This is a genomic window from Nostoc sp. C057 (assembly GCF_013393925.1).
GTDB lineage: Bacteria > Cyanobacteriota > Cyanobacteriia > Cyanobacteriales > Nostocaceae > Nostoc > Nostoc muscorum_A.
This window is the reverse complement of sequence record NZ_CP040281.1, coordinates 1,864,205-1,876,662: the sequence shown is the minus strand read 5'-3', so window position 1 is coordinate 1,876,662 and position 12,458 is coordinate 1,864,205. Positions and strand designations below refer to the sequence as shown.

Genomic DNA, 12,458 nt, shown 5'->3' with positions numbered 1-12,458 from the left:
GTCCGAAAGCTCACTGTTCCTTACCAGGATAACAGTATCAATTGCTATTGCTACTGATGTGATGTATAAACTAATGTAGCCTGTATTGTCATTTGACAGTTTAACTCATGAGTCAAGAAACTTTTACAGATTCCTCTGCAAACTACAAATTTACTGAAGATAATTTTGCTGTACCAGATGAAGAATTTTCCCTAAAATACTTTGAGGCACAAGTCACAAAATCCGATATGTACTGGAGGCGCTTTGGCGGTCGTCCAGACTTCTCCGGTAAAGTTGTACTTGAGATCGGCTGTGGATATGGCGCACTGTGCATTGATGCAGCCATTTCCGGAGCGCGGCGGGTAATCGGTCTTGACCTCATAAGTAGCCGGATCGAATTTGCGCGCAATATCGTCGCAGAACGCTACCCAGAGATTGCAGACAGAATAGAGTTTCATCACTTGGATATTGACAACCTAACGACGCTTGACGGCCAGGTTGATATCGTAATTTCCAAAGATACTTTTGAACACATCATGGGCATAGAGCGAGTTCTTCTTTCAATAAAACGAGTTCTACGGGAAGGGGGCTTACTGATAACTGGTTTTAGCCCACTTTATTACAGTCCTTTTGGCGATCATGGATATCACGCAATCGGAAAGCGCATCAGACTACCGTGGGCGCATCTCATTATTGGCGATGAGCGTGTTGTTGCAGCTTATAATAAGTACCATCCCGGAATCGAGTGCCATTCGATCTATGACCTTGGACTCAATAAACTCAAGCGCCGCGACTTCCTGAAAGCCTTTGATAAAAGCGGATTTGTGATTGTTAGCGAGACTACAAATGCTTTTGAAGGGGCTTCCAAATTGATGCCGTTGTTTCGCTTTCTGAGTAAAATTCCTGGACTCGAAGACTATACAACAGTCAATATGTACGTTATAGCCCGTAAGACCTATTAACTCATCTCTATGGTGTACACACAAGTCCTAAAATCCTTGTTTGGTAAGATACAAGTCTTAGTAGCCAAGGTTTTGAGTTTATTATCAATAGTATCAGTTAATTGATAATAAACTTAATGGAAAATCAACTCTTTTAAAAATTATTTTTCGTTCTTTTCCCTCTATTTGATTTCCAACTCCACTTGTGTGAACACAACTATTTCAACTTTCATAGCAAGGAGTCCCCCACCAAATCTGTACTCGGATTGGTGGCGGGAGGAATTGTTTGTTGACCCAAGATATACAAGCCAAACTTGCCACAACTGTTTGCACATTCATCCTGTGAAGGGTGAATCGTATCGCAGTGGGAAGAAGTTTGTTTGTGGTCATTGTGGGTGGATTGGTGACGCTGATTTGAATGGCGCGAAAAATATTTCTGCAATTGGGGCTGTAATTGTAAACCAGCCTCGTGGTTCGGGATTATCTTGTAAGCTAGATGTGCGTGTCGGGAAAAAGACTGAGTACGTGCAACTAAGCTTGTTTGATATTTCTAGGGCTTCTAAAAGCCCCCACTGTACCTGTACTCAGGTCAGTGGCGGGTAGTTTACTCCAGTTTCAAAGCTAATTTGCTCAGACTTATATGCTGGTGGCTCTACGTGAATTAAAATCCTCACTGGACGGAACCTTTCTTCTAATCGGCTTTCTACTTCTTCGGTAATGTGGTGAGCTGTTTCTACGTCTGATGCATCTACGATTAAATGCATTTCAATAAATACCTGACGACCAAGAACACCGCGAGAAGCAATATCATGACAGTTAATTACACCTGGAACAGAAGTAGTGATCGCATGAATTGCTTCTGGTGCGATCGCCATTTGATCCACAAGCCAAGGCAAATTTTCTTTTAAAACTGACCAGCCACTCCAAAATACCAACAAGGCGACAGGAAAAGCTAACACCAAATCCATCCATTGATAACCTAGCCAAACTCCGATCAAGCCGCCAATTACAGAGATTGTCACCCAAATATCGCTCATGGTATGTGTAGCGTCAGCTATGAGAATTGAGCTACCTACCCGCTTACCAACAGCGCGTTCGTAAAACGCCACAAAAATATTCACGCCTAGCACAATTAGCAATAACCACAACTCCGGTGGTGATATTCTCACAGGTTCACCACCACCTTTGATAATTCGTTCGATTGCCCCTTGCAGAATTTCAAAACAGGCTATTCCTAAAAATGAGGCAATTCCTAAAGCTCCCACAGCTTCAAATTTGTGGTGTCCGTAGGGATGCTCGCGATCGGGCTGTGGAGAAGAAAATTTACTTGCAATTAATCCTAAAACGTTGTTGGCGCTATCTGTCACACTATGCAAGGCATCAGCTAGCAAACTCAACGAACCTGTCCAGTAACCCACAAGTGCTTTCAATCCCATTACAAACAGGTTGAGTAGTAGGGTAATAATTAAAACTTTTCGTACTTCGGCGCGGTTATCGTAAACCATAGATAATTTATCACATCAAGTTCTATGACTTCTAATGTAGAACTCAAAACATAAATAAACACAAATAAAATGTATCAAAGTCTTACGCAGTAAGAATTAAGTCTCTCTATAGGCTCTATCTTTTTTACCATTCTGTTGAGATTATTTATAGCTAACAACAGCTACAAGCTTTATAGTTATTAGTAATGCCTTTATAAATAACAGCATATTTTTAGCATTAATTCCAGAAATATTTTAATTAATTTTGTTATTTCTACATCTAGTTACTCCAAACAAAATTGTATCCAGAGATATTATGACGACCATCAGTGGTGTGTACTTACTTAGGATAACTGACGAGTGAAGGAGTTTTATTTACTACCTTACAAGGATAAAGAAGCCTGTGCTTCATTCAAAAAATAGTCAAAATTTGAGCAGCAAAATCGAAAAATATTTACAGGTTTTGGAATTAGTAAACCTAGAGGTAAATTTTCGCGTTCCCCTCGCTAAAAATAAATTAACAAGCCAGAGTAATAAGTAAAAATTTAATCCTCTTACGAGTTTGAGTAAGAACTTAAGCCATATAATTCCAAAGGTCAATTTTCCTCAGACGGCAAGTTTCAATCACGAATATTATGAGTACCAAAAAACTTACAGGTAAGGTGGCATTGGTAACAGGCGGCTCACGCGGTCTGGGAGCAGCGATCGCCAAACGTCTCGCAAACGATGGTGCAGCAGTCGCTCTCACGTACACTAGCTCGCCGCAAAAAGCCGACGAGGTGGTGCTTGCCATCGAAACGGCTGGTGGAAAAGCCCTGGCTCTTCGCGCTGACAGTGCCAATGTCGAAGCCGTGAAAAACGCTGTTGCCGAGACAGTGAAAGCCTTTGGTCGTCTTGACATCCTTGTGAACAATGCAGGGGTCGCCACTTTAGCCCCAATCGATCAATTCTCAATGGATGATTTTGATCGGCTGATCGCGGTTAACATCAAGGGTGTCTTTGTGGCAACTCAGGAGGCTGTCCGCCACATGGGTGAGGGCGGACGGATCGTTATGATTGGCAGCGTCAACAGTGACATAATGCCTTTTGCTGGCGGCTCCGTTTACGCTTTAACCAAGGGTGCAATTGCAAGCTTTACACGCGGTCTTGCCCGCGATCTCGGCCCTCGTGGTATCACGGTGAACAATATTCAACCCGGCCCGATAGACACTGACATGAATCCGGCGGAAGGGCCCTTTGCCGACACTATGAAAAGTATGATTGCCCTCCAACGGTATGGTCGAACAGAAGAAGTCGCCGAGATGGTTTCCTATCTCGCCAGTGGAGAAGCTGGTTTCATTACCGGTGCAAGCCTGAAGATTGATGGTGGCTTTGCAGCCTGATACAGCAGAACCAAGGAAAATCCGATCGTGTAAATCTGTGTGGCGACAATATCAGCGCTTGGGGGTGCATCCTCAAAAAATTGGGCTTCGCCGCCGTCGATCTCGGCGGCTTCGTCTCTTCTTCCGGTAAGATTAGTACTTATCAATAAGCTTTAATAAAAACTTATGTCTTCAATTCCTCTAACATTGAACCTAATTGAAGGTTCTATCTCCTTCAGTTTTTCACCCCAAGCAGCACGAGAATTAAAGACAGCGACAGATCAACTGATGGAGCGCCTGAAAGCTGTCGCCGCTAAACCCACTCCTGGCGGTGGTAAAGTCACTCCCCAGCCTCCAATGGAATATCGTTATACGGGTGAAGTATTTTTAGAAATTTTCTGTAATCCTAATATCTGGCCAACGCCTTTCGCAGCCAAAGTTTTGCTCACTGTCCGCAACGTCAATATCCGCCTGACTACTGAAGCTGAACTTACCCGTATTATTGAAGACATTAATCAATATTTAGAGCAGGTCGAATAATCGTTTATATAATTTTTCTCTGCTTTTAGAGATTTTTTAACAAATAATCCTATACAAATTTGGGATTTTGCGAAAATTGAGCCAGTTACTTGCGGAGGCTTCCTCTATTGTCGCAACTGGTGTCGGTTAGCCCGACTGAGCAAACTTTTTCAGACGGATTCTACATTTGAACAGCAAGCGATCGCTTCCCTAAAGTAAGCGATGCTGTCAATTGCGAGTCAAAAGTGAAGTTCCTACACTTCTATCGGATCAATGTAGGAGCTTCACCGAATTTACATACTAAACTCAAGCTGTAGCACCAGATATACAGAAAAAATGGTTCTGATGCCTTCTTTAACTTGAAAACTTATATAAATTAAGACTCCAATGCTTCTGTGTTAATGAAAAACGCAAGATTCTTTATGGGGCAATGCTCATTAAAAACCAGAGATTATCCCCCAAATTGGGCGTAGGCTCGTTGACTGTGACATCCACACATCGAAAATTAACCCCAACCCCAAACCCGAAATCAAACATTGATTTAGTCGTTGTCCCACTGTTCACGACCAATTAGGTCGCCAATGCGATCGCGCAACAAAAAGTCACATTTCTCTAATTCACATTCAACGCAAACCCACTCTCTCGCTGGAATGTATTGGCAAAGGGTATATATTGGCTGTTGTCGGCTAATCATTCCCTTTTGCACCAGTCGACGTGCTTCGTCTTGGATCAAATCGAGAGAGTAGTAATTGATAGAAGGCACCGTATTCACACTCATGGTTTTTACTCACAAATTAACACTTACGATAGTGTTCCCGTTAATAATTAGGAACAAACATTACAGAAATTAGACTTGTGGCTAGTATTTTGTAGTTTGCTATACGGAACTATTTTTATTTTGACGCTAGATATCCTGAAATTATCTCAAGAAATGTTAAGAAAGTCAACGAATCCTGACATTTATCAAAAATCTGCTTTACAAAAAAAATTCCGAGTAGTTAACTTAACCTGCTATGGCGGTTGTATGGTTTTTATGCAACAAGTCTGAAAGTCTTGCCATTACTGTATTTAGGCAAGATTCGCTGGGTGGTAAGAATTCATATTGCAATCGCTTACATATCAAATAATCACCTTAAAGCCGGATCTAGAACTGCTGGTATTTATCTAAGGGTAAACAACACAAGAATATTTGTCAGATACTACGGTATAAACTGTTGCAAAACATAACGGCTAAAGTACACTACGAAGGCTTTTACCCTATCATCTGTTAACAATTTCTTAAGTAAAATTGCAATTGCTTAGTTATTTTCAGCACTAATATTACACAGTTTTCTTTTGATCAACATCTGTAGAAGGGTGGAGTAAAGGCAGGAGGAGCAAATCAGTTGGGGATTCAACCCCTAAGATTTGAAGCCACCGTTGCGTTAGCTTCCCACAGGGTACAGCCAAAACCATAATTTTCACTTAGCGGCAATTCATGTAGACGCATACTCCTAGATCGAAGCAAGCTATGCAAAGCATCTCTAGAGAAGCGGCTACTCTACGAATTCTCCAACGGAGTACCCGCAGAGTATTGCCCCTACCGCGTGTAGTTGTGCGTAAGTCCTAGTAGAATCAAGACGAAAGCCAAGGCAAACATCAAGCGTATAGATGCAACTACCGATCGCTGAAGTTGGTTATGGTTACATTAAAACAGACGCGATCTAGTCACGTCTGTAAACTGTTTGGCGGATTTGCTGAGATTAATTGTTCTGAAGTTACATTGTTATTTAAGTTACTTATTCACTAAATGATTCATCATCTTCATCTGTGCTGTCTTCTACTGCTAACAGATTTTCTGGCGGACGATCGTGATTGAGTTGGCTTAGTAGTGCCAGTACCTTGTTACCGCGTTCTATGGAACGATCTTCGAGAAAGATGACCTCTGGTGTACGACGTAGCCGTACCCGCGCCCCAAGTTCACTGCGGACGTAACCCGTGGCTGACTTTAAGCCTGCCATTGTTTCTACCTTAGCTTCATCTGTACCATAGATACTGACGTAGATTTTGGCGTGTTGGAGATCGCCAGAAACATCAACATCAGTCACACTTACCATTCCTGTACCCACACGGTCATCCTTAATGCCGTTGAGCAGCATTTGGCTAACTTCCCGTTTGATCAGTTCTGCAACGCGGGAAACCCGGCGATTTGTAGCCATAAAAATTTCGCCTCCTGACAGAGGTTGTACGACAAAAATAGATGCAATTTGGGTAGACAGTACTTAGCGAAAGCAACGCCAAGAGCAACCGTCTGTAGGGCATAGCCCCGATATAGCGCTAGTCTAGATTGCACTCAAGCCCAGCATTGCCCGTAGGGTGAAAGTAAGAAAGACTAGGCTGCTCACAAATAAACCTAAGAGGGCGATTAAGGTAACAGGGCGCTTCAACAGTGGCACTAATGGCGCAAAGGTGTTCAAAAACAGCCCTAAGACTATAGTAATTAAGTAGCGGGGGTAGCGAAAGACGTTATCCCAAAATCCGTCAAACATCTGAATCTAAACTGCCTTGTTATATACTTACGTTTGTTTTGATATGCTTTATCAACTCAATTGTAATCTATGCAGCCGGAAAATTAGCCAGCTAATATAAAATATGCCTCGTCGGTTATATTGGCTTTATTTAGTCACGATTATTTTCAGTTAAATCGCAAGTAAATGGTAATTCAAATCCCCAAGGAAACTAGCCCGCGTCCATTTTTGAAGTGGGCAGGGGGTAAAAGTAGGTTGATACAGCAATATATTCCTTATTTTCCCAAAAGTTATAAAAATTACTATGAACCATTCTTAGGTGGTGGTGCTGTTTTTTTCTATCTTCAACCAAAGACAGCAACTTTAACTGATATTAACGCCGAATTAATTAACACTTATTGTTGTGTTAGAGATCGTGTTGAAGAATTAATTTCTCTATTGAAAGAGCATAAAATTCGACATAATAAAGATTATTATTATAGTGTCAGAAACAACTCTGGTGGCACCGATATAGAAAAAGCGGCTCGTCTAATTTATCTTAATAAGACTTGTTTTAATGGTCTTTATCGAGTCAATTCTCAGGGAAAATTCAATGTGCCTTTAGGCAGATATGAAAATCCTAATATTTGTTCTGAGGTTTTACTGCAAACGGCATCAGAAGCGCTTTCTCATGCAGAAATTAAACAAGCAGATTTTACAGAAGTCCTAAATTATGCAACTAGCAGTGATGACTTTGTATTTTTTGACCCACCCTATCATCCTATAAGTGATACTAGCTATTTCACCGCTTATAGTCAAAATTGTTTTAGTAAAAAAGACCAAGAACTTTTAAGAGATACTTGTGCAGAGTTGGCAAGTCGTGGTGTTAAAGTTATGGTCTGTAATTCTGATAGCGAATTTATTAGAAATATTTATACAGATATCAATTTTGAAGCTTACAAAATCAAAGCAGCCCGATCAATTAACTCCAATATAAAAAATAGAGGCATGATTGACGAACTGTTAATTACATCTTTTAAAGATTTTTATTTGCCCAAGCAATAAATCTGTCTAAGCTATAAACTGCTAATAAATTATGGTTATCATTAACTCTTGTTTTTAGCCATTTGCTGGCACCTTCTCGCATACCTTCACCGCCTAAAATGACGATAGTTGGTGCAGGGTAATAGTGCTGGATGTTCATATTCAAGTAAGGAAACTTTTCATCGACAGAACCAGGGCTTTCTTGCCATTTGCACTCGAAAATTAAACCAGATGGCATTGCAGGTGAGCCAACAACATAAAAATCAACCTTCAAATCGGTATGATAAATCCCAGTTCCAATATAAATTTCTTTTCCATAGCGCTTTGGTAATAAAGCAGCATTTAGTATAAATTCTTTTGGGACATAGTTCCCTACTTGGAAATAATTATGTCCATTTAAGATTGCTTCAACATTTCCTTCTAAAATATTCCCAGACTTATTTGCCCGTCCGCCTTGAGTCAGAGCCATCCTAAATCCCTCTGCCAAAAGTCCTACTAATTATAGGATTTCACAGAAGTAGTAAAAAAGGGTCAGTTTCTTAATATGAATTTTTTATTCTGACGTAAACAAGGTTGGATTAATGGGTAAAAAATCGGAAATTATTGGTATTTTTGTACTAAATAAATACAAATGTATTAATAATTTTGATGAGGAACGAGTTAGTAATTGAGATAAATTCAGATAAGAGTTATTTGTGGAAGATTGTGGCGAATTGAAGGGTGAAATTTAAACGCATAGGCACTTTGCCTTCCCGCAGGGTAGGGGCGCAGAGGGAAGCGCAGAGGCACGCAAAGAATTCGCTACAAATTAATGAGATTTTGTACTTACTTTATAAGCTAAATTCGCGCTTCTCGTCCCAGTCATAGGCTTAGATAATGTTTTTTGCTTATTTCACCTTAGCTTCAACCTGTTTGTGCTTCAGTATGACCGTTGCGGATAGACCATGCTAGTTCTAACAGTTGAGTCCAGCGCTTTTGTAACTGTTTGGGGGTGCATTTGATGGTTTTTGCGATCGCTTGGTCAGTTTGTCTTGCAGTTTTCAACTGTAATATTTGCTGTTGTTGTTCTGTGAGTTGATTCACAAAGATTTCCCACTGCTGGGAAGATAAACCCAACTTTTGCTCTAAACCCGCGCCTAACCATTGATGTACTAATTGCCAGTGATGTTGTTTGGCAAACTTTTCTACGTGGTATTTAAAGCGTTGTTGGAGATAATCGCGTTGACGGCTGGTTAAACCGAGAATTTGGTCAATTTCTGGGGCTGAGAGGTCTTGAAGTTTCAAGCTGAGGTAGTTCATACAGTCAGATTGACCTTGAGACTCCAGATATTTCATCAATTCAGTGATGACGCGATCGCGTTCTGACTCTTCAGATGGATCGAAATTAGTTTGGGCAATCATCTGCGATCGCAACTGTTGCACCGCCGAGTTACGCTGATAAGATTCTGCTTCTTCACCCTTAGCAGACTCCACCGCCATTTCAATATCCACGGTAGTCTCTTGCGGCTGACGACGAGCAAAACCTTGGGCCCGCAGGATAATTAATTGCTGATTTGCACCACCAGGTAAATTGATGCGGCGTTTGGCGTACTGTTCTGTAAACGCCATATATTCAGCTAATTGCAGCTGAGTACGCGGTGTGTGATCGTGAGGTAGTTCGTTTTCTCTGCGGAAAGCTTTGATAGCTTCAATATAAAATGCTTGTAAAAAATCTTCAATTAGGCTGTAACGAGCATCAAAGCCCAACTCCGAGCCAGATAAAGTTACATGGCGGTAAACCATAGCACCCAAATTACTATGTAATTCCACCCGCCCTTGTTTGGAACCTAGTTGATAGTAACGTAAGCACTTTTGCATCCGATGCCTTCCCAGCGTAATCTGCCAGGATTTGATTTGCCCAGATGTTTGGATACGCGAGCTTTTATCGCAAATGCGTTCTACTTCTACGGCTATGCGGTTTGCTAAAGCTTCTACGCACCTGGGTGCTGCTTTCACTTGTGCTTGCATTTCTTGACACAGCAATTCAATCAAGGTTTCGCTGCTGTCTGAAAATTCTTCGGTCGAAAGGTGGTTTTCAAAAATGGGTGTAGAGTTTGGTAGATTGATGACGTTAGCTTTCATGACTTTTCCAGGGAGTAGTATTGCACCGTAATTACAACGCAGACACAGCAATCAAGGCTAGCCTTGGCTGGAGGATCTTTGGGCATTTATCAATTAAGACTTGCCCCATATAATGCTCACATCTAAAGCTCATATATAAAACTGTAGGAAATACGAGAGAGTTACAGTTATGCCAATGTGTCGGTTCTTTCACAAGCCACCACATTGACGCGAGTACTCATGTACCCACCATTTTCTCAAAGTTGTCAAATCCCTTGCTGTACCTACTGTTACCACCATCCTGTTATTGCATCTGTGCCCGTCATAGACATCACGTTTAAATATGACAATTTAAAAACTGGAGTTGCTTTTATCACAATTTCCGAAACGGAGAGGTGTGCCTGTGAAGTCTCATTCTTATACCCATGCTGCTGCTGCTTCCCAACCTAAACCCCTCCGTATAATTGCTGCTTCGTCTCCGGTCATATCTAAGATGGTAGAGACTTCATAAGTAGGTTCTTCGCCAGTGTCTACAATTATGTCTACCAACTTGTCCAAACGGTCAAATAGCTCTACCCGTGACTGAACAGTTTCTGGCTGTATCCGAATCATGCCGTTATCTGCTTCATCTGGTGGCAGATGTGCTGAAGTTGAAATAATCGGATTGCCCAAAGCTGCCAGCAACTCCAAACACACAGTATGGTTTGGTACTCTAATTCCAGTACTTTTCCGCTTGGGGCTTTGCACCAATCGCGGTACTAATTTAGTTGCTGGGAGCAAAAACGTGTATGGCCCTGGAATCAGGCGTTTCATAATCCGATAGGCTGTGTCACTTACGAAGGCATAAGTTGCCACATTTGAAAGCGAGGGACATAAAAATGTCAGTGGTTTATCATTTGCTAGCTGTTTAATTTGCCGCACTCGTTCTACCGCCGACTTAGCATTCAAATCACAACCGATCGCATAAACTGTATCAGTAGGGTAAAGCATGACTGCGCCACTAGAAAGCGCCGACTTTATTTCCTCTATTCGGCGAACTTGAGGATTATCCGGATGAACTGAGAAAATTTTTGCCATAGAGGGATTGGGGATTGGGGACTGGGGAAGAATGACAAATGACTAATGATTAATGACTAATGACTAATTTATTATGAATAAAATTGCTTATCTTCAATGTCCGACAGGAATTTCTGGTGATATGTGCCTGGGTGCTTTGGTAAGTTTGGGTGTTCCTGTGGAGTATTTAATTGAAAAGCTCAATGGATTGGGAATTGAACAGGAATATCAGTTAAGAGCAGAATTTGTCCAACGGAATGGTCAGCAGGCGACTAAAGTTCATGTGGATTTAGTACACGATCGCCATCACCATGACCACCACGACCACGAACACAATCACCATCACACACGCCACCTGCCAGAAATAGAGCAGATGATTCTCAAAGCGGGGTTGCCATCACGGGCAGAAGCTTGGAGTTTGGCGGTATTCCGACAGCTAGCAGTCGCAGAAGGAGCGGTGCATGGAATTTCCCCTGAAAAAGTTCATTTTCATGAAGTGGGTGCTATAGATGCGATCGTAGATATTGTAGGTACTTGCCTGGGGTTAGATTGGTTGGGGATTGAGAGTAATGACGAAGGATGGCCCCTACTTTACTGCTCGGCGTTTCCCACTGGTGGCGGTACTATTCGGGCTGCACATGGTCAAATGGCAGTACCAGTACCAGCAGTATTAAAACTTTGGGAAATGCGGGGTTGTCCAGTTTATAGCAATGGCATTGATAGAGAACTGGTAACGCCAACAGGAGCTGCGATCGCTACTACTTTGGTAAGAGATTTTGGTTCACCACCCGCGATCGCTATCAAGCAGGTAGGATTGGGAGCAGGAACCATAAATTTACCAATTCCCAATATTTTACGCCTCTGGCTGGGCGAAAGCGCAAGTTTACAGTCAAATTTCAGCAATTGTGAAGATACTAGCTCAAATTTAGAAACTATCTCGGTACTAGAAACCCAAATTGATGATTTAAATCCCCAAGCAATCGGCTATGTTTTTGAGGCTTTGTTTGCTGCTGGTGCAGTGGATGTTTTTACCCAAGCGATCGGCATGAAAAAGTCCCGTCCAGGAATTTTGCTGACTGTGATTTGTCATCCAGAAAATTTACTCAGTTGTGAAGCGGTTATATTCCGTGAAACTACAACTTTGGGTATTCGGCGAACAACTCAGCAACGCGCCATTTTACAACGGGAAATTCAACAAGTGGAAATTGAATATGGCAAAGTGCGTGTCAAAGTAGCATGGAATGGACAATCACCAGAAAAAGTTATAACCAATGTGCAGCCAGAATATGAAGATTGTGCAGAATTAGCCAGAAAACATAATATCCCCTGGCGCGAAATTCAACGGTTGGCGCTACAAAATTGGTATTTGGTCAATAACTAAATCTCCTAGTTCTAGCCCTTTCAAGGTGACTTGTAAAATCTCTTTTCTTCTCTCTGCGCTCTCTGTGTCTCTGCGGTTTAAAAGTAATTTATCTACCACAGAGACGC

The 12,458-nt window shown here is 41.7% G+C and carries 13 protein-coding genes; 6 read left to right on the top strand and 7 right to left on the bottom strand.

The window, feature by feature from the left end; genetic code table 11:
- The first annotated feature begins 107 nt into the window (after positions 1-107).
- Both FD724_RS08550 and FD724_RS08545 read left to right on the top strand, forming a co-directional pair.
- Positions 108-941, top strand: a complete 834-nt coding sequence (locus FD724_RS08550) for a bifunctional 2-polyprenyl-6-hydroxyphenol methylase/3-demethylubiquinol 3-O-methyltransferase UbiG (RefSeq protein ID WP_179072303.1) — start codon at positions 108-110, stop codon at positions 939-941.
- 186 nt (positions 942-1,127) lie between these two features.
- On the top strand, positions 1,128-1,523 hold the full coding sequence (locus FD724_RS08545; RefSeq protein WP_199346206.1) for a zinc ribbon domain-containing protein: 396 nt from the start codon (positions 1,128-1,130) through the stop codon (positions 1,521-1,523).
- Here the strand turns inward: FD724_RS08545 and FD724_RS08540 are convergent.
- Complete coding sequence (locus FD724_RS08540; protein WP_179072302.1) at positions 1,505-2,425, bottom strand: cation diffusion facilitator family transporter; 921 nt, start codon at positions 2,423-2,425, stop codon at positions 1,505-1,507. The genes FD724_RS08545 and FD724_RS08540 overlap by 19 nt on opposite strands.
- A gap of 614 nt (positions 2,426-3,039) precedes the next feature.
- Here FD724_RS08540 and FD724_RS08535 point away from each other — a divergent pair.
- Positions 3,040-3,786 (top strand): 3-oxoacyl-ACP reductase family protein, encoded by a 747-nt coding sequence (locus FD724_RS08535; protein ID WP_179072301.1) that lies wholly within the window; start codon positions 3,040-3,042, stop codon positions 3,784-3,786.
- A 165-nt stretch (positions 3,787-3,951) separates the two neighbouring features.
- Positions 3,952-4,305 (top strand): hypothetical protein, encoded by a 354-nt coding sequence (locus FD724_RS08530; RefSeq protein WP_179072300.1) that lies wholly within the window; start codon positions 3,952-3,954, stop codon positions 4,303-4,305.
- 520 nt (positions 4,306-4,825) lie between these two features.
- On the opposite strand, the gene FD724_RS08525 is transcribed toward FD724_RS08530, so the two are convergent.
- The 3 genes from FD724_RS08525 to FD724_RS08515 form a co-directional block, all read right to left on the bottom strand.
- On the bottom strand, positions 4,826-5,062 hold the full coding sequence (locus tag FD724_RS08525) for a DUF4327 family protein (RefSeq protein WP_012407481.1): 237 nt from the start codon (positions 5,060-5,062) through the stop codon (positions 4,826-4,828).
- A 1,000-nt stretch (positions 5,063-6,062) separates the two neighbouring features.
- Entirely contained in the window at positions 6,063-6,482 is a 420-nt protein-coding gene (rbfA, locus tag FD724_RS08520; RefSeq protein WP_114082051.1) for a 30S ribosome-binding factor RbfA, read from the bottom strand.
- Between the two features lie 123 nt (positions 6,483-6,605).
- On the bottom strand, positions 6,606-6,812 hold the full coding sequence (locus FD724_RS08515) for a DUF751 family protein (RefSeq protein WP_012407479.1): 207 nt from the start codon (positions 6,810-6,812) through the stop codon (positions 6,606-6,608).
- A 165-nt stretch (positions 6,813-6,977) separates the two neighbouring features.
- On the opposite strand from FD724_RS08515, the gene FD724_RS08510 reads away from it, so the two are divergent.
- Positions 6,978-7,835, top strand: coding sequence for a DNA adenine methylase (locus FD724_RS08510; RefSeq protein WP_179072299.1), 858 nt, complete (start codon positions 6,978-6,980; stop codon positions 7,833-7,835).
- On the opposite strand, the gene FD724_RS08505 is transcribed toward FD724_RS08510, so the two are convergent.
- The 3 genes from FD724_RS08505 to FD724_RS08495 form a co-directional block, all read right to left on the bottom strand.
- The gene (locus tag FD724_RS08505) at positions 7,807-8,283 is read right to left on the bottom strand and encodes a PD-(D/E)XK nuclease superfamily protein (protein WP_114082053.1); all 477 of its coding nucleotides are present in this window, start codon (positions 8,281-8,283) and stop codon (positions 7,807-7,809) included. The two genes, FD724_RS08510 and FD724_RS08505, sit on opposite strands and share 29 nt — an antisense overlap.
- A gap of 434 nt (positions 8,284-8,717) precedes the next feature.
- A complete protein-coding gene (locus FD724_RS08500; protein WP_012407476.1) occupies positions 8,718-9,935 on the bottom strand; it encodes a HetZ-related protein in 1,218 nt (405 codons plus the stop codon).
- Between the two features lie 396 nt (positions 9,936-10,331).
- On the bottom strand, positions 10,332-10,991 hold the full coding sequence (locus tag FD724_RS08495; protein ID WP_179072298.1) for an L-threonylcarbamoyladenylate synthase: 660 nt from the start codon (positions 10,989-10,991) through the stop codon (positions 10,332-10,334).
- A 73-nt stretch (positions 10,992-11,064) separates the two neighbouring features.
- Here FD724_RS08495 and larC point away from each other — a divergent pair, with 73 nt between their 5' ends.
- Positions 11,065-12,351, top strand: coding sequence for a nickel pincer cofactor biosynthesis protein LarC (gene larC, locus FD724_RS08490; protein ID WP_179072297.1), 1,287 nt, complete (start codon positions 11,065-11,067; stop codon positions 12,349-12,351).
- Positions 12,352-12,458: the final 107 nt, after the last annotated feature.